Source organism: Marinobacterium litorale DSM 23545 (assembly GCF_000428985.1).
Lineage (GTDB): Bacteria > Pseudomonadota > Gammaproteobacteria > Pseudomonadales > Balneatricaceae > Marinobacterium_D > Marinobacterium_D litorale.
This window is the reverse complement of sequence record NZ_KE386828.1, coordinates 114,522-132,317: the sequence shown is the minus strand read 5'-3', so window position 1 is coordinate 132,317 and position 17,796 is coordinate 114,522. Positions and strand designations below refer to the sequence as shown.

The window sequence follows — 17,796 nt, the reverse complement described above, 5'->3', positions numbered from 1 at the left end:
CGGTTCATCCCCGCGGGTGCGGGGAACACTCCAAATGGATATTATTGTTTTTGAAGGACTATTTCACCCTTCAAAAATCTACCGGCGGTATTATCGAAATTCCGGATTTTTAAAGAGCTCTAACCTACTGATTTTCAACAGGTAGAAAAGAGACAAGACGAAGTCCATCCAGATCCACCGGAATACGACGGTTTTCACCGTAGGTCTGGAAGTCGAAGCCGGATTCCGTATTGGTGGCCCAGGCCATTACGACGTTGCCCTCCTCTGCCAATTCACTAACCTGCTCCCAGATCATTTCCCGAATACGCTTCGAGGTATCGCCGATATAGACACCGGCGCGCACTTCCAACAGCCAGACTGCAAGTCGCCCTCGAAGACGCGGCGGCACATTTTCCGTTACAACGACCAACATGCTCATTGGTGGCTCCTGTGCCCCTCGTCCCCCATAGACGCCGGTTCAGGGATGGCGGGTGGCTGACTGTCTTTGGGCGGAGGCGGTGGTTCGATTTCACCGGCTGCCAGCACCTCTTCAATCAGCGGGATCAGATTGCCGAGTGTGCGAGAGCTGCGAAAGATATCGCGACAGGCCAGCCGCACCTCCCGATCGGGTTGCGCCGGATTTTTCGCGGCGATCTCAAACGCCTTGGGCACGACAGTTTCAAACTTGATGATATCGGCGATATCGTAGACAAACGAAAGCGGCTTACCGGTGTGCAGAAAGCCAATCGCCGGCGCATAGCCTGCCGCTAGTGTGGCCGCTTCGGTAATACCGTAAAGGCAGGAAGTGGCAGCACTGATGCACTGGTTGACCTTGTCCCCCTTGGACCAGTCCTTAGGATCATAGCGGCGCCCGTGCCATTTGACGCCGTACTGTTGAGCCAGCAGCTTATAGGTCGCCCGAACGCGGGTGCCTTCGATGCCTCGTAGTTGATCGACGGAACGACGGCTGGGGGCCTCCTCACCAAACCGCAGCTCGAACATCTTGCGCACAACCTTCAGCCGGAGTTCAGGCTCAAGAGCAAGCTTGGCTTGATAGAGTAGCTTGTCAGATCGGGCACCTCCAGGCTGACCACTGGCATAGAGTCGCACACCGGCCTCACCCACCCAAACCAGAAGTGTGCCGACAGTTGCAGCCAATTTGGCGGCCGCGTGAGATACGCGGGTGCCGGGCTCCAGCATTATGCAGGCAACGGAACCAACGGGAATGTGAGTGCGGATACCCGTCTTATCGATCAGTACAAAAGCACCGTCGATCACATCAATCTGCCCATATTGTAGAAAAATCATGGAAACGCGATCTTTCAGAGGAATAGGCTTAGCCGGGATAAAAGCCATGGCACTCTCCTTTGCCTTTTGCAGGGAGCCGGCTTAGCTATGCCGGCTTTATCATCATCAGTCCGCAGCCGAAGCCTTTGGCGCGCCCAAACCCTTTATGCAACTGCGACATAAAGGTTTCCGGCTGCGTGACGCGAAGCGTTCCGGACAGCTCCAAGCAACTGAAAGCTGCGCCGCTGCCTTTTCCTGGCATAAGCTGCTGCTGATAACCGTTGATCTCCACCGTACCGGGCTCAACCCCGATGCCATACTCTTCGCAACGACTTTGCCACCACTGGCGCACTGCGCTGTCGGAACAGCTTTTCAGCGCCAGATTCAGCGTTTCCGTGCGACCCAATCGACGCTCGCTCTCATCTCGATATACCCCCTCGGCGATCAGCTCTCGCCATCGGGCCACCTCCACATCACCCGCCATATCCAGCAAACGGGATTTTATTTGCTTCTTTGTCCCCTCTGTCGACAAATCCAATCGCCCACATTCTGCCTGAAGCCACTGGCGCTGGGCATCCATCACCACATCATGCCGCCTGCCCTGTCGGCAGACCGTGGGGTTGAGTCTGATCCTGAAATCCAGTTTCTGCTCAATGGACAAACGTGGCTGAAATGCCCTGCTTTCTATATGGAACAAGCCGGAATCATCTTGCGGCTGCTGCGGAGACAGGAGGTAGAAATAGGGCTCGCCCCTGGCAACGATGCGCCCATCCCCCTGCTCCTCACGAAACAGGAACTGGCGCCTTTCATCACCTGCAAACAGCCGCCAAAGCAACTGATGCTGGCCGTATACTCCTTTCTGCGCAGACTCCAGCAACGCCTTTCGGCCTTCCGGGGTATGTTGTAGTGACACACGTGACAGAAACATCCTACTCCTCCCCTACTGGCAGGGTCAGTTGATGCTCCTGCCGTGTACCGAACTGCCAGGGCACGCGGCTGATCGGTTCATCCCATACGTTACGGCTCTGTATACCGTCATAGCCTCCCAGTTCGTCGGCTGAGCCCTGCCAGTAGTAGTGACAGTAGCCATCCATACTCAGCCAATGACGATCCTGATCCGCATCGTCCAACAAGGGTGGAAATGAGGCGTCCAGTGCTTCCTTCAGCGTTCCTTCGACCAGCGTCGGCATCAGCGGCGCCGCCGGCGGGCAGGACTTGCGCCCCAGATAGAGCGGGAATGCCGGTTTTTTCAAAGCCTCGGCCAGAATAGCAAGATCGTGGCCTGAATCACCACGCAGCCAGAGCGCGACCACCCAATAACCGTTACTACGGTAATCACGACTGGAGAGCACCGTGTTGAGTTTGTGTTTGGGGGCATCAAGCTCGTCCCGACGAGTGAAGAAACGCCGCTTGCGATCATGAGACGGCACCTGTGCCGTGTGATAATCTCGCGTGAGTTCCCCACCGCTATAACTCTTGATACCGACACCCAACGCCAGTCTCAGTTCATCCAGAGGCGCGACATCATCACGACGGATACCGAGTGCCGACGCTACCAAGCCGAGGATCGCAGAACGGCTGGGATGCAGTGCGCTCGGTCTGTCTCCACCGACAGCCGCCTCCCCCCAGCCAGCCATCGGCCCGTAGAGACGAAATACCAGATAGTTCATGGTACCTCCCTCAGTCCGCCACGAAGGCTTTCAGCTCGTCAAAACTTCCCTCGCCCGTGATCGCATTCACGGATTGACGTGCATCGGCACAGGCCCCGTAGACCTTGTCGAAATTTTCGGACTGCCGTACCAACGCCTTGATCGCCTCGTCGGCCTGATCCTCTCCCACGATCGGCCTCAGGAAGGCGACAGACAGAGAGCGTGGCTGCTGATCGCCCTTTTCCGCCAACACATAGGACGCATAAGCACGGGACGCAAAGCTGTTCTGCTTGCCCTTGGGCGACACTTTGACAGCAGCTTCCAGGAGCGCGGCAATCGCCTTATTCGCCAGCTCCAGATCACCACCCAGATTCTCCACCAACTGCGCCTTGTCGATACAGATGTAGCTGTAGAACAGCGCAGCCGCGAACGCCGCTTCACCTATATGCGCCGCGCCCATGCCATCCTCGCCCTTGTTGAGATCGTCGACGGCGGTGAAGTAGTCATCCTCGACGGCAACGCTATGCACACTGATGGCATGGGCTACCTGACAGGCCGCTTCGGTGTTGAAATCGGGGCTAGAAGCGAGCATACGCCCGAACATGGCGATATCGACGGCGCTGCTGTTCTTGCGCAGCAGATTAAGCTCCTCAGTTTCCGGCGCACGGTTTTCCGCTGCCAATTGCTCAGTCAACGCCCAGACCGCCTGCCATTCATCAGGACTCACATGTGCCAACTGCTCGATCTCAAGACTGTCTTTCTTGTCCTTACCGAACACCTTGGCGATGCTTCTTGCCCACTCTTTTGCTGGCTTTTCATCTACGTTGAGAGTACGGAGCTTGTTATAGACCTCGACACCGAGACGCTTGGTGCGCGTACCCAGATTGTCTCCAAGCACTTCTTCGAACAGATCGGAAGTACGCCAGTGACGTTTCAGGCTTTGAGAACTGACGCGCAGTCTTTCGGTACCGCCCATGCGCGCAGTCTTGGGCCGCCCTAGATCGTCGCGGTTGAGGTTGGCCGGGGCGTAAGAGGTCAAAAGGTGCAGTTGGATAAATTTACTCATAGCCAGTCTCCTTAATGTTTGGCTTCGGCGGCCCGGTAGTAGTCCATGGCCCAGGTAACGGAAAGTCGTTTATCGGCGCGGCGCGGCAGTTTGCGGTTGTGCTCGTCGTACCAGGTCAGGATATCGCTGGCCAGAGAGAGGACGGGAACCTTTCCCTTCAACTGCCTGACGATACGACACAGCCGTCGATAGAAATCTTCGGGGGTTTTGGCGCCCTGCAACTGGGCAAATCGCAGTTCGCTGACCTTTGCCTTGTCGGTCTCCGCATCGACCTGACCAACAGCCATCGCAAAGCGCCCCTCCATATCGGTGTTGATCAGGGAGAGCACACCAGCCACCGTAGCCCAGGCCAGCAGCGTCCAGGGCCGGGCTTTCTCTTCACGTACTTCATCCGGCAAACTCAACCAGAGCGCCCGAAAACCGCTCGTCAGCAGCACGGCATCCGGAGACCCCGCCCGCTTAAGCTCTGCGCGGCACACAGTCGGCGCCGGACGTATATCCTCCGCTTTCAGTTCGTCGGGAGAGAGCATCATCGACTTCCACCAGCGATGGAGCGCAGCGCTACCCTGAAAGGGCGCAAAGTTCTCTGCGGTCTGTTCACTCATCGGTTTTCCTCCTTGATAAGACTGTCGAGCCGATAATCAGCGCTGTACTTCTTGATCCGTTTGCTGCCGGCGAGCCAACCGGTTAGATTGCGTCTTGCCTTGATCTTGCGCGCCATATTGCGGTCCGGTACCAGACTCTCCAGCCCCAGCTCATCGAACAGATCCTGCGCGGTTCGCTTTAAGGCGTTAAGCCACCGACTTGCAGCCTTGGGTGGCAGTTCTTCCGCTGACGACAGTAGCTCGCGGACCAGAGCAAAGAAGTCACTCTGCGTACGCTGCCAGAACTGCAGATCGATCTGGCTGGTATCGCCCTTGGCTTCCGAAGGTTTCTCAAACCAGGCGGACTTGACCGCCGTTCGGCATTGCCAGAGAATTTCCGTCGCCAGCGATTGCATATCCTTGAGCACCCGCAACTGCTGGTCTCGGTGGTCGGGATCGAGCCTAATCAATGGGAACTCGTTGCTGTACCAGCCACGGGCTTTCATGTTGTCCATGTCGTAGCCAAACACCCAGAGCCTGGGCTCCTCGCCCCAGTCGAAACTGAAAAACGGTGCCCGATCCACCAGATAACGACTGACAACCTTTGCGGGGAGGTTTCCGCCTTCACGGTCGGTATAAGCGAGACTGTGCCACTGTTTGTACTGGATACCGCCAGGCTGCCCCTTGCTGGAAAGGTGATCCTCGTCCGGCTTTTTCGGATTGAAACGGTAGTGGGTCAGCGGGTGGCCCCAGGTACCGGCGTAATTGTTACCGTAGTTGACGGTTCTCAACTGACGACAGAGCCGGTCGGCGGGTTTCAAGCCAATCCCGCAGATGGCTGTCTCGTCCTCAAAAATCAGTCGGATGCGCCGAGGCATCGCCCAATACATCGTCAACGGGTGGGCCTCGTTGTGATAGACCTCCGTTCCCTTAGCCTTGCTGATTTTGGTTGGGCCGAGCCAGGGGAAAACCGAAGGGCTATGAAGATCGGGGTCGTCGTAACGGAAGGCATCACGGTCGAGCACATTGAGCCACAGCTTCTCCCACAGAGAGGCATTGCTCTCATGGGGCAGCACGAGGGTTGTCAACGGGCCGCCGCCACGTAATCCCGTACGATGACCCTGACCGCCCGACGGCGCATTGATCTGCAAAGTAAATAGAGCCAGTGCCGCCATACCGGGCGACAACGCATCTCCGATGCCACGTTTCACAAAAAGATCAGTGTTTTGCTTAATCGTGTTATCACCCGGTGCTTCGATCAGCAAACCGGAGATGGGCGCAGGTTTGGCATCGGCCAGCGCATCGAAATCCTGCATGAAACGAGGGCCGTCGCCCTCCAGTTCGAAAGCATGGCTGATCCGCGAGAGCGCCTGGCGGATCGTATCAAGCGCTGGCGGTTGCTGATAAAGCTGATTCCACTGATGCACATCGCCAGGTGCCATGGAGGTCTGCAACACACCAATGGCGAACTGATAAGCAGCCCCATGAAAATCTGCCCGCGGCAACGCGAAATCCACCACGTCCGGGTCGGCCAATGCTTCGGCCAGAGGCAGATCCCGCTCGCTACCGTCCGTCAGGCGGTAGCTGAGCCAGGGGTCGGTGAGTATATTCATTCAACCTCCCTATTGTGTCTGATCACTCCCTTGTCAGGAGAGTATGCAAAACCTTCATCCATTTCAGCCAACCAAGGCTGCAGATACTTGGCCTGTTGATACCGCTCAAGCAATACCTGATAGCCAGCTGTCTCCGTTTCTGGCAGTGACACCAGATGATCGGCGATGCTGTTTTTCGCCAGTTTCACGATGCTGTTCTGCAGCGCGAACGGCTCGCCCTCGGCCCACAACTGCAACCGACCATCATCCGCCTTTTTCAGCACCAGCACCTGCACTATCTCCCTGTCGGCAAATCGGGTGCTGATCTCCACATCATCGTCGAGCCAGGCGTGGGAGCTTTTCGCGGTATAGCCCTGTTCCCACTCCAAAATCTGATTGAGCGCCTGCGATGCCTTGTGACGCTCCTCGCCTCGGAACGCCTGATCCTTCTCCTGAAGCGCTTCGGGGATTTCGTTCTGGGCCTCAGACGCGTAGACGGCTTCGATCAGGTCGCGCGCACCTTCCGGCATACGGATCTCACCCTTATCGCGCAGTACCCGCATCCCGAGCCAGAGTTTGCCGGGGGAACGATAGACATATTCTGTATTGCGCATCACCGACAGCAACCAGTCGCCATCCGGCACCTCTTGCCAAGCCGGTGCATGAACCAGCAGCTTAGGTTCGGGGCGTCCATCCGGCCCTGTGGATAACGGATTCCCCGCGGTGTCCCGTCGATGTCGATGCAGTCGCCCGGCACGCTGTATCAGGTCGTCTATCGGGCAGAGATCGCTGATCATCAGGTCAGCATCGGCATCCAGACTCTCCTGAAACACCTGGGTCGATATCAGGATCTGTCCTTTTCGATCATCAGATGTGGAATGTTTGCCGAAGGTCGCCAGTACTCCATCCTCTATAAACTTGCGATCCTTCAGCGTAAAACGGCTATGAAACAGGGTTATCCCCTGCGCGGATCCGGTCGCCCCCACCAATTGGTCATAGGCATCTATGGCGTCATCCACCGAATTTCTAATCCAGACGGCACACTGTTTCTGCTCTCTGGCCGATAGCAACCGATCGATACAGGTCTGTTCGCCCACCAGAAAATCCACCTTGAGCGACCGGCTAACCTCAGGCCTGCTCTCCAGTATCGTTTCATCGAACCTGCCACGGCTATCGAGATGGGTGGCCAACGGGAAGTCTCTCTTTAATGGCCTCTCTTCGAGGGACAATCCCGCCCCCTTCTGCCATGCCCTGCAAAGCCGCTGTCGCTGATTCTGCGACAAGGTCGCGGTGAGTAGAATGACGCTGCCACCCTGTCGCAGATGCGCTATTAGCAGATCTTCCAGCAGCTCCAGCATGAAGCTGTCTGCACTGTGGACTTCATCAAAGATCAAGACCTTACGATGCAGCCCAAGCAGCCTCAGCGGCTGATGTTTCCGTGGCAGAGCGGCAAGCAGTGCCTGATCGATCGTCCCCACACCAACGGGAGCAAGCAGCGCCTTTTTTCGGGAGTCTGCCAGCCAATGATTACAGTGCAGACTCGCCGTTTCCTCGCTGCTCTGATAGGGGCTATCTTGCGGACTGCGTTCCGACAGTGCTTCCCGGAACCCGTCGTGCATCTGCCGGGCACCATGCGCCAGCACAATACTGGGTACACCATCTTCGAAGCTGAGCATCTGTCGATAGTGCTCGGCCACCCGCCCAAACATCGCGTTTGAGGTCGCCATGGTGGGTAAACCGAAGTACAAGCCATCGGCTTCACCCGCAGCCAACAGCCGGTGCGTCAGCGTCAGCGCCGCTTCGGTTTTACCGGCGCCAGTTACATCTTCGAGGATTAAAAGCTGAGGACCTTCAGGCAACGACACACTCTCGGCCCAGCGCTGCAAAGGGGTTGGCGAGAAACCGAAGTGCCGTTGCACGGAAACGAACGGCTGCACCTTTACTGTTTTAGCCAGTTCGGTCACGTCCAGCGCTTCTAGCGCCTGTTGTTTGGCCCGATCCCAGTAGGCAGTGAGTTCGATCTCATCGTCCGCGCGGTAACGGAAATAGTCCTGATTCGAACCTATCCAATCGCACAGGATCGCCAATCCGGCCAAGTGCCAACTTGCCTGGCGTAAACGTGCAAACCACTCCCTGTCAGCCAACAGCGCTTCAGGCCATTCAAGCTCCAACAATTGAACACAGTCATGCACAAACGCGGAAGCAGCTTCAACATCCAGCGGGTGACGATAACAGGAGAGGCTTTTCAGGTACTCGCGGGAAACCGGTTTACCGTGATGGCCGAACACGCTGTCCAACAGCATGTTCAAGCTCTCCAGCGGCTGATTCATCGTACCGACATCGGTGTCCTTGAGTCCCAGGCTCGAACCCGATAGCGCCCTTCCCTGAGTCATCATCAGCCAGAAATGCGCGCCCATGCGGTCATGACGAGCCTTTCCTGCATCATAGGGTGTCTTTACCGAATGTCGGCACAAAGGGGAATCATCGATAACAACGAGGTTCTGAAACGCTGAGGCAAACTTGCCCAAGTCGTGCAACATCAGAGCAAATACAAACAGCTTCTGCAGCTGCTCGGGAGAGATCATCAGGAATTGCGCAAGATCCCTGTTCAGCGCACGCTCAGGAGCCAGCAGCCGCCAACCAACCGCCGCCACATCCAGGCTATGGTAAGCCAAGAGATGATATTCGTCGCCGGTATGATCATCCGGCTTCCGAGCCTTGCCCCAGTATTGAAAATACGTGCGCGGCATACAGAACACTCTCCCTGTTGTTTCTGGTCCCTGAAATCACAGTAGTCCGGTCACCCTCTCTGATACGAACTTACAGGAGTAGCATAGTGCACATTTCCGATGTCGGGGAAAGATGACTTCACATCCGAATGACGGGGTAATCCCCGCGACCGCTCCATTCGTTTGAGGGACTCACTATCCAATCAGAGAATGTTCCGGGTCAAACATCTCATCGCTTCAGGCCCCTGCCAACCCCACCGACTTGTATACCGCTACTCTCTGAATCTTCAGCCTTGCCACACTGTCAGCCAACTGGCGCTCCATGCCAATCACCGCGGCGCGGGCCTGAAGCTCGGCTCTACTATCGGTAAGACCGGCGTCTCGGTTAGCGCCAATCAGCTCTAGCTGCCGCCTCAAACTCTGCTCCTGCTGTTTCAGCCTTTCATACCGTTCCAGTTCGGCACTGTAATTGGTCAGAGCGTCATCCACCTCCTGCCAGGCGGTAAGTACGGTCTTCCGATACTGGATCGCAGCCTGCTGTTGTTTGAGTTCGGTTAGATGGACTCGTTTCTTCAGCCTTCCCTGATTAAATATCGGCAGATAAAAGCCGGGGCCAATCTGCCACTGGCGACTCGCCCATTCACCAAAGGCACTACCTTCAAACGATTCAAACCCCACACCCGCCCGCAAAGAGATGCGCGGGTATAGATCTGCGCGGGCAACACCGATTTCGGCAGTGGCGGCATGAAGCCGGGATCGTGCAGCCATGATATCGGGTCGGCGATTCACCAACTCACTGGGTATCCCCAAGGTTAACAGGTACATGTTCTCTGCTTTGTTTGACAGCAGAGGCGCTGAATCCAAAAGATCACTCAAGGATCCCGGCCGCTCACCCAACAGCAGAGCTATGACATTGGTGATTTGGGTCTTTTGACTAAGCTGGATAGGCAGCGCCGCTTGAAGTTCGCGCAAACGAGAGCGCTCAGGCTCGATATCCAACCCGGTATCCAACCCCGCATCTTGTCTAACTTCAATCAGCTTTAACTTCTGCTCTGTAAGCTCTATCTGCTGTTCTAATAGGCGGATCTGCCGGTCCGCATTCTGACGCGAGAAGTAGGCCCGAGCCAACTCTGCGCTGAGTAGCTGTTTCACCCCCTCCAGTTCCGCTCGGGAAAAGCCTACCTGCGCCTGAGATGATTCGACTTGCCGCGCCACTCGCCCCCACAAATCAGGTTCCCAGCTTGCATCAAACCCGGCCTGATACAACGTATAGGGCTCAGCCAGTGCTCTGATTAACTGATCCTTGTTTGCCGGTGCCGAGATGGAAGCCATCCGCATGGAGGGACTAAACTCACTGAGTTTCTGGCGCCCCGCTGCGCCACTGGCGTCAACATTGAGCGATTGTCCGGTGACTATCGACTGCTGCACCCTCGCCCGGACGAAGTTCAAAGTCGCTAATTGGACATCCGGGTTGGCCGCGAATAAGCGCATCTGCAGCGCGTTGAGCGTTTTGTCATCAAACTCAAGCCACCATGCATTTCCCTCCGTTTGCGCCTCAATCTCCAGGTTCTGCAAGGATTGTCCTTCGCTGTGCCACTGCTTCCAGCTGGTGGGTGTCTCAAGCTCCGGCGCGTCGAAGTCGGGGCCAAGCACCGTGCAACCCGTCAGCAGTATCAGCAGCGCGGCAATACCGGGCAGTCGCATAGACGGTATGAGTGTTCGATACATAAACAACTCCAGTTAAACCAAACGGTGACGGAACAACCAGGCCGCTAACGGCAGGGTTAAGACGGAGATCACCAGCAGAGGGATCATGTCGGGAATAACATCCTGTAACTGTGCGCCTTCCAGATAGACCGCGCGCACCAGATGAATCGAGAATCGCAGCGGGTTGGCATAGGTCAGGGTCTGTAACAGGTCGGGCATGTTGGCCACCGGTGTTGCCAGCCCCGACAACAGCATCAACGGCATGATCAGTACAAAGGTGTAGAGCATCGCCTGATGCATATTGGTGGACAGCGCCGAGATCGACAGGCCAATTCCGACGCTGGCGATGGTGAACATCAACAGCCCGGCGTACAGTGTGGCCAGAGAACCGGACATCGGCACCTGAAACCAGAACAGCGCCACCATCAGGACCAGCGATGACTGAACCAGCCCGATAATAATGGGCGGTACCGCCTTGCTGATGAGGATCTCAAACGGCGTGTGCGGTGTGACCAGAAGCTGATCGAAGGTACCCTGTTCCCGCTCGCGTGCCACTGACAGGGCCGTCAACATCATGGTCTGAATCATGCTCAGAGCCGCGATCATCCCCGGCATAATGATCCACCGGGTTTCCAGGTTGGGGTTGTACCAGCTGCGCGCCACCACCTCTACCGACGGAGCTTGATCCGTCACAAGGGTGCTGTTGAATCCCGCCACCACTGCTCTTATGTAACCCACGGCCGAGTTGGCCGTGGCGGAGTTACGGCCATCGACGATCATCTGCAAGGGTGCAGATCGCCCACTGGTTAGACGCTCTTCGAAGTCACTGGGGAAATGCAGCGCCAGCAACGCGTCACCGTTACCGATAAAACGCTCGATCTCATCGCTGCTATTGAGCGTGGCGACCCGCTCAAAAACGCCGGTACCGTCGACTCTATTCAACAGCGACTGACTCGCACCACTGCGGCTCTGATCCAAAACCACATAGGGCACCTGGGTCAGATCAAAGCTGGCTGCGTAACCGAACAGCAGACTCTGCATCAACGGCGGTACGATCAGTATCACCCGGTTGGCCGGATCCTTCAGCACCGCCAGTAGCTCTTTGTGACAAAGGTTGATCACGCGGTGGATAAATGCGATCAGTATCTGCATCAACTCAATCCAGTGTTTTTCGGGTGACACGATTGGCTAACCCCAACAGCACGACCGCGTAGCCGGCCAGGATCAGGCAATCCTTGATAATCAGCGGCCAGAAATCCCCGGCCAGAAACAGTGTCCGGATCAGCTCCATAAAGTAGGTGGCGGGCAGCGCATAGCAGATCAGTTGCACGGCAAAGGGCAGGTTGCGAATATCGAACACGAACCCGGACAACATCAGCGCCGGCAGAAAACTGGCCAGAATGGCGATCTGACTGGCGAGAAACTGATTACGGGTCACCGCCGAGATCAACAGTCCGATGCCCAGAGCCACCAGCATATAGAGCGTTGAGCCAAGCAGGACAAGCCAGGCGGAGCCGTTAATCGGCACATCGAACAGCCCCCGGGCCGCGATAATGCAGAGCGCCAGACCCAGCATCCCCACTACGAAATAGGGCGTCACCTTGGCCAACAGCACCTCAACCGGCCGCACCGGACTGACGAACAGCGCTTCCAGTGTCCCGCGCTCCCACTCCCGTGCCATCACCAGGGCCGTGAGAAACGTCCCCACCAACGTCATGATCAAAACGATCAAACCCGGCACCAGAAACCAGGTACTGGTATTGGCATCGTTAAACCAGAGCCGGTCCACCACTTCCACTCGGGGACCGGGCAACTGCGTAGCACCCAGACGATCTGCGGATTTCTCGGCCCACTGCGCCGTCAACGCCGAGAAATAGTTGATGATCGACCCGGCGCGGGTGGAGTCGGTGCCAGAAACCACAAGCTGAACCTGGGCATGGCCGGCACTGAGGTCTCGGGCAAACTGACTGCTCAGATGAACAAACCCCTCCACCTGACGATCCCTGATCATCTGCTCCGCCTGAGCCAGGGAGTCCGCATGCACCGGGTTAAAATAGCGCGACAGCGTCAACCCGGAGACATAGTCGGTTGCCGCCGGGGAGCGGTCGTCCAGCACCAGCGCCAGGCGGATATCACGTACATCCAGAGATACGCCGTAGCCGAAGATCAGAATCAAGATGATCGGCAGGCCGATACCGATCATCAGGTTACTGCGGTCGCGCAGCAGCTGGCGGGTTTCCTTGCGCACCAGTGACTGCAACCGCAGCAGAAAACCGCCCTGTGTGCTCATGCGGCCCCCCGGCGTTGGTCACTACGGCTGCGCTCCACAATGCCGATGAAGGTCTCCTCCATGCTCAGATGTCCACCCTGCCGGTCAACCTCCTCACGCACCTGCTGAGGTGTGCCGATAGCCAGCCGCTGCCCCGCATCCTGAATCAGGATCCGGTCACAATACTCCGCCTCCTCCATAAAATGGGTGGTAATCACGATCGTGGTGCCACCTTCCGCCAATGCCGTAATACGGCGCCAGAAAGCACGGCGCGCCAGCGGATCCGCCCCACTGGTGGGTTCGTCAAGAAACAGAATCTCCGGTTCATGAATCAACCCCGCAGCCATCGCGAGCCGCTGTTTGAAGCCACCGGGCAGCTGGCCACTGGGGGTTCTTTCCTGGCCCTGTAGACTGAACTGCTCCAGAACCGCTTCAATCCGGCGTTTCAGGGCCCGGCCACGCAGTCCATAAGCGCCGCCGAAAAAACGCAGGTTTTCCAGTACCGTCAGGTTGGAATACAACGCAAACTTCTGCGACACATACCCCACTCTGCGACGCGCCGAGGCTCTCGCCGTGCGCAGATTAACGCCGGCCACCTGCAGGAAACCGCTGGTGGATGGCAGCAGACCGCACAGCATGCGAAAAGTGGTGGTCTTACCCGCGCCGTTGGGGCCGAGCAATCCGAATATTTCCCCCCGACGCACATCGAAACTGGTACTGGCGACGGCGGTAAAATCACCGAAGGTTCGCACCAGATCCCGCACCTCGATCATTACCTCCCTGCCCTGTCCGCCAGCACTGCCGGCAAGCGCATCCGCATGCGACTCAACGGCTCCCAGACGCTCGCGCAGGACAATCATGAAACCATCTTCCAGCGAGGGCTCCACCGGTTCATACCTCGCACCACGCAGCAGCTGTTCGAACTGCTCACTGCTCGCTGATTGAGCTCGGACAAACCGCACTCCGCCCCCTTGAGGCACCGCATCGATTATCTGATCACTGGCATCCAGCAGACGTGCCTGTAGCGTTCGAGCGGGCTGATCCTTGGGAGGCTGCGCCAGATAGCAACGGTTCTGAGCCTTCTGACGCAGAGCCTGCGGCGTTCCCTGAGCCAGGATTTCACCTTCATGCAACACATACACCTGATCACAGCGGTCCGCTTCATCCAGATACGCGGTGCTTACAACAACACTGAGATTCTCGTCATCAATTAACTGCTGAATAATCTGCCAGAGCTCCCGGCGCGACAACGGATCAACGCCAACCGTGGGTTCATCCAGCAGCAGTAATTCCGGCGAGCGCACCAGCGTGCAGGCCAATCCCAGCTTCTGCTTCATCCCGCCGGAGAGCTTGCCCGCCAGACGGTCGGTAAAACGAGTCAGATCAGTCATATGCAACAGACGCTGATAACGCGCCTGCCGCTGTTGTTGGCCTACACCGTGCAGATCAGCATAAAGATCAAGATTTTCCTGTACGCTGAGATCTTCATAGAGCCCGAACCGCTGGGGCATGTAACTGATCCGATCCTGCACCGCCTGGGGATCAGTGGATACACCAATGCCTAATACCTCCAACGAGCCGCTGTCCGCTTTCATCAACCCTGCCATCAGACGCAGCAGGGTTGTCTTACCGGCGCCATCAGGCCCGACAAGTGCGGTCAACGACCCGGGTTCAATGCACAAATCCACCGCCTTCAACGCTTCGATCCGGGTTCGGGATGCCTTGTCGTAGAAGCTTTTGTGAAGCTGACAGGCTCTAATACTGGGGGCACTGCTGCTCATCAGGTGCCTGCCCGTGCGCGTTGCTGATCCGGTTCCAGAGCTACCCGAACCGTTGCAGGCATCCCCAGGCGCAAGCGGTTTTCACTATCCGTTACCCGTACACGCACCTCGTAAACAAGGGCGGTTCGCAAAGACTCCGTCTGAACATTTTTCGGTGTAAACTCCGCCACCGACGAGATATACCCTATTTGCCCGGCAATCGGTTGATCCGGAAATGTATCGGTATAGACCGCCACCTTCATCCCGGGCTTCAGGTAACCCAGGTCCGGCTCACTGACATAGACCCGAACCCATTTGGGATCATTCAGGGCCAGAGTGAGCACCGGACGCTGGGGTGAGGCGATATCGCCCGGCTCCAGCAGTCGCGCGCGAACCCGCGCTGCCATGGGAGCGACCAGTTCCGACTGCCGCAATTGGTGTTCAAGCAGAGCCTGTTCCGCCTGCAATGTTGCCAGCTGAGCCTGTGCTGCCGCGATATCCTCATCACGTGGTCCTTTTCGGACCAGCTGAAGCGACTCGGCCCGGCCATCCACCTGTGCACGGGCTGCTCTCAACCGCGCCTGAGCATTGTCCAGATCCTGAGCACTCACGCCTTGTCCGTCTGTCAGTCGCTTAACCTCCTGCAGGCGTTTCAACTGATTCTGCGCCAGCTCCAACTCAGCCTGCGCCCCCTGATACTGGGCTTGGGCCTGGGCAATCTCCTCGGGTCGGCTGCCGTTTTTCAGCTTCTCCACCTGCTGTCGCTGGGCCTCCATTGACGCCTTCACCCGCGCCAGCTGAAGCTCAAGATGCTGCCTGTCCAGACGCGCGACAATTTGACCGGCCTCGACACTCTCGCCCTCTTCGACCAGCACCGATTCCACCCGCTCACTGAGCGTAAACGCCAGCGATACCTGGCGAATATCCACGTTCCCATAGAGCTTCAACTCATAGGCAGCACTGTCGCCTTGGCTGTAGTGCCATCCTGCATAAACGGCTACTGCAACGACAACAAGCAACGGGATCAAGGCCTTTCGCATCAGGCTCTCCTTGTGAAGAGTGGAACAACGGCAAGATAAAGTTACCCACAGAATAGCGCCGCATAGTTAAAATTCAAATTACAATTTAAACTAATTGCTATCATCCATCGTATTAAGTAGCCTTCTTTCCATGGAGACCCCAATACACAAGTCCACGCATCGACGCAGCCGCACCGACGGCGAAGCCACGCGCAGCCGAATTATTGATGCGGCAGGCCAGGTTTTTGCTGAACGTGGCTACCGCGATGCAACCAGCAAGGAGATCTGCGCACGGGCCGGAACCAATCTGGCCGCGGTCAACTACCATTTCGGCAGCCGGGAGGGCCTGTACCTGGCGGTGGTCGGTGAAGTGATGCATCACCTGCTGGAGCTGGACTACCTGCGCCAGGTGGCAGGGAGCGATAATAGCGCGGAGGAGAAGTTAAGCGAGCTGATCGAAGGGCTGGTTCACAGTCTGATAGAAGAGCGCAGCTGGCACACCCGCGTCTGGGCCCGGGAGATTCTGACCCCTTCTCCGCTGTTACCGCAGATTACCAGCCACGAAACCATGCCTCGTGTGGAGATTGTGCTGCCCATCATCACGGAACTGACGGGGCTGCCAGCGGACGATCCGGATCGTTTGTACGGCCTGTTGGGCCTGATCTCTCCCTGCCTGATGCTGATTCTGGTGGATCCGGACCAGCCCACTCCAATACAGCCAATCTACAGCAGGCCCGCCGATGAGATTGCAGACCGGATCAAGCGCTTTGTTTTCGCCGGGCTGCGATCGCTCGCCGCCCTCCCAAATGATCGATAATCCAAAAAGCCAGCAGCACCGTCAGCGCATAGAACGTTTGTGTACCCAGCCACAGGAGTACCAGCGCACAACAAATACTGGCGATCAGCGCTATCAGTCTCGCTCCCCCTCGCAGCAATACACATCCGGTTATCATGCTGAGCAGGTACACCAGGACAAAGTTGCCGTTGGCATAACGCATCAAGGTATCGATATCGGTCCCTCTCCAGGCAGCGATCAGTGCACAGACCGCGCAGATCAAGACAACCAGATTGAAAGCCCGGGCCGGAACGCCGTGCCGGTTTAGTACAGCCAGTGACGCAGGCAACTTGCCCTCGTCTGCCAGGCTCCAGAGCAGACGCCCGAACCCCTGCAGATAGATGTTGATGGAGGCAAAACAGGCCAGATAACCGATCAGTGCCGCCACCCACTGCCATTGTTCTCCCCAAAGCAGCCCCACCAGGTTGGGCAACGAGGCTCTGTTGGCCTCGGCATCACCAAAGATCCCGAAGCTCACCACCGCCACAGAGCAGGCCCAGTAAACCAGTCCGGCCAGCACAACCCCCAGCATCAGAGCCAGAGGAAAATCGCGCTGCGGATTACGGAACTCTTCGCCTAAATGCGTGAATGCCTCCAGCCCGACAAAACACCAGAACATCAGCGTCAGCGCCGCCGTTACCGCGGACCAGTCCACTGTACTTACAGCCGGCTGAACCGGCCTACCTCCAGGCAAGCCGCCCAGCCACCAGAAAGAGGCCACCGTCAAAACAATCATCACGGCGATGGCTACCTGAACCTGACCCGAGGCCCGTGCGGGTCTCTGGCCCAGAATGAGCATCAGCGCCAGTGTCGCCAATTGCATGGCCAGATCCATCCCGGGACTCAGGTCAAAGATGGCGTGCCAGAAACCGGTCGTCATCATCAAGGCCGCCGGCAAACCGACGGGAATGACCGCAAGAAACAGAAACGCCACGCTACGTTCCATTGATACACCGAAAGCGCGACCAATCAAGGCAGGCGCGCCACCGGCATGCGGATAGCGCTGACCGAGACTGGCAAAGGTAAAGGCCACCGGCAGCGCTAAAACGGTCAGCACGACCCAGGCCCATAATGAGTCAGCGTCTGCCAGAGCCGCTGCAGCTGCCGGAACAATAAAGATCCCGGTACCAAGCAGAGAGGTTGTTAGCATGCCAACGCCTTGCAGCAGGCTCAGTTCTTTGTTCAAACGACTCATGGGGTTGTCCCGACAACACAGAAAACAGGCCTGTAAGACTAGCGCTGACACGGAGCGAAGGGAGCTGTCAGGTGGACGCTAATTCACTGCACATCGCGGGAAAACGCCTGCATAATGCAAGCCTC

15 protein-coding genes are annotated in these 17,796 nt (G+C 57.3%); 1 reads left to right on the top strand and 14 read right to left on the bottom strand.

Annotated features, from left to right (window positions below):
- Positions 1-124: 124 nt before the first annotated feature.
- The 13 genes from cas2e to G403_RS0121005 form a co-directional block, all read right to left on the bottom strand.
- Positions 125-418 carry a type I-E CRISPR-associated endoribonuclease Cas2e gene (gene cas2e / locus G403_RS0121065; RefSeq protein ID WP_027855726.1) on the bottom strand — a complete coding sequence of 98 codons (294 nt, stop codon included), beginning with the start codon at positions 416-418 and terminating at the stop codon, positions 125-127.
- Entirely contained in the window at positions 415-1,335 is a 921-nt protein-coding gene (gene cas1e, locus G403_RS0121060; RefSeq protein ID WP_027855725.1) for a type I-E CRISPR-associated endonuclease Cas1e, read from the bottom strand. Before cas1e ends, cas2e begins: the two co-directional genes overlap by 4 nt.
- A 37-nt stretch (positions 1,336-1,372) precedes the next feature.
- Complete coding sequence (gene cas6e / locus G403_RS0121055) at positions 1,373-2,194, bottom strand: type I-E CRISPR-associated protein Cas6/Cse3/CasE (RefSeq protein WP_027855724.1); 822 nt, start codon at positions 2,192-2,194, stop codon at positions 1,373-1,375.
- 1 nt (position 2,195) lies between these two features.
- Positions 2,196-2,936 (bottom strand): type I-E CRISPR-associated protein Cas5/CasD, encoded by a 741-nt coding sequence (gene cas5e / locus G403_RS0121050; RefSeq protein ID WP_027855723.1) that lies wholly within the window; start codon positions 2,934-2,936, stop codon positions 2,196-2,198.
- Between the two features lie 10 nt (positions 2,937-2,946).
- Positions 2,947-3,981 carry a type I-E CRISPR-associated protein Cas7/Cse4/CasC gene (cas7e, locus tag G403_RS0121045; RefSeq protein ID WP_027855722.1) on the bottom strand — a complete coding sequence of 345 codons (1,035 nt, stop codon included), beginning with the start codon at positions 3,979-3,981 and terminating at the stop codon, positions 2,947-2,949.
- A gap of 11 nt (positions 3,982-3,992) precedes the next feature.
- Positions 3,993-4,586 carry a type I-E CRISPR-associated protein Cse2/CasB gene (gene casB, locus G403_RS0121040; RefSeq protein WP_027855721.1) on the bottom strand — a complete coding sequence of 198 codons (594 nt, stop codon included), beginning with the start codon at positions 4,584-4,586 and terminating at the stop codon, positions 3,993-3,995.
- Complete coding sequence (casA, locus tag G403_RS0121035; RefSeq protein ID WP_027855720.1) at positions 4,583-6,178, bottom strand: type I-E CRISPR-associated protein Cse1/CasA; 1,596 nt, start codon at positions 6,176-6,178, stop codon at positions 4,583-4,585. Before casA ends, casB begins: the two co-directional genes overlap by 4 nt.
- Positions 6,175-8,907: a CRISPR-associated helicase/endonuclease Cas3 gene (locus G403_RS0121030; RefSeq protein WP_027855719.1), complete on the bottom strand. Its 2,733-nt coding sequence runs from the start codon at positions 8,905-8,907 to the stop codon at positions 6,175-6,177. The genes casA and G403_RS0121030 overlap by 4 nt, the downstream gene beginning before the upstream one ends.
- A gap of 216 nt (positions 8,908-9,123) precedes the next feature.
- A complete protein-coding gene (locus G403_RS0121025) occupies positions 9,124-10,614 on the bottom strand; it encodes an efflux transporter outer membrane subunit (RefSeq protein WP_051299378.1) in 1,491 nt (496 codons plus the stop codon).
- Positions 10,615-10,626: 12 nt separating this feature from the next.
- On the bottom strand, positions 10,627-11,745 hold the full coding sequence (locus G403_RS0121020) for an ABC transporter permease (protein ID WP_027855717.1): 1,119 nt from the start codon (positions 11,743-11,745) through the stop codon (positions 10,627-10,629).
- A gap of 4 nt (positions 11,746-11,749) precedes the next feature.
- Entirely contained in the window at positions 11,750-12,883 is a 1,134-nt protein-coding gene (locus tag G403_RS0121015) for an ABC transporter permease (RefSeq protein ID WP_027855716.1), read from the bottom strand.
- Positions 12,880-14,643 carry an ATP-binding cassette domain-containing protein gene (locus G403_RS0121010; protein ID WP_027855715.1) on the bottom strand — a complete coding sequence of 588 codons (1,764 nt, stop codon included), beginning with the start codon at positions 14,641-14,643 and terminating at the stop codon, positions 12,880-12,882. Before G403_RS0121010 ends, G403_RS0121015 begins: the two co-directional genes overlap by 4 nt.
- The gene (locus G403_RS0121005; protein WP_027855714.1) at positions 14,643-15,662 is read right to left on the bottom strand and encodes an HlyD family secretion protein; all 1,020 of its coding nucleotides are present in this window, start codon (positions 15,660-15,662) and stop codon (positions 14,643-14,645) included. Before G403_RS0121005 ends, G403_RS0121010 begins: the two co-directional genes overlap by 1 nt.
- Before the next feature lie 130 nt (positions 15,663-15,792).
- Between G403_RS0121005 and G403_RS0121000 the strand changes: the two genes are divergently transcribed.
- Positions 15,793-16,458 (top strand): TetR/AcrR family transcriptional regulator, encoded by a 666-nt coding sequence (locus G403_RS0121000; RefSeq protein ID WP_027855713.1) that lies wholly within the window; start codon positions 15,793-15,795, stop codon positions 16,456-16,458.
- Here G403_RS0121000 and yjeH read toward each other — a convergent pair.
- Positions 16,400-17,671 (bottom strand): L-methionine/branched-chain amino acid transporter, encoded by a 1,272-nt coding sequence (gene yjeH, locus G403_RS0120995; RefSeq protein WP_027855712.1) that lies wholly within the window; start codon positions 17,669-17,671, stop codon positions 16,400-16,402. The genes G403_RS0121000 and yjeH overlap by 59 nt on opposite strands.
- Positions 17,672-17,796: the final 125 nt, after the last annotated feature.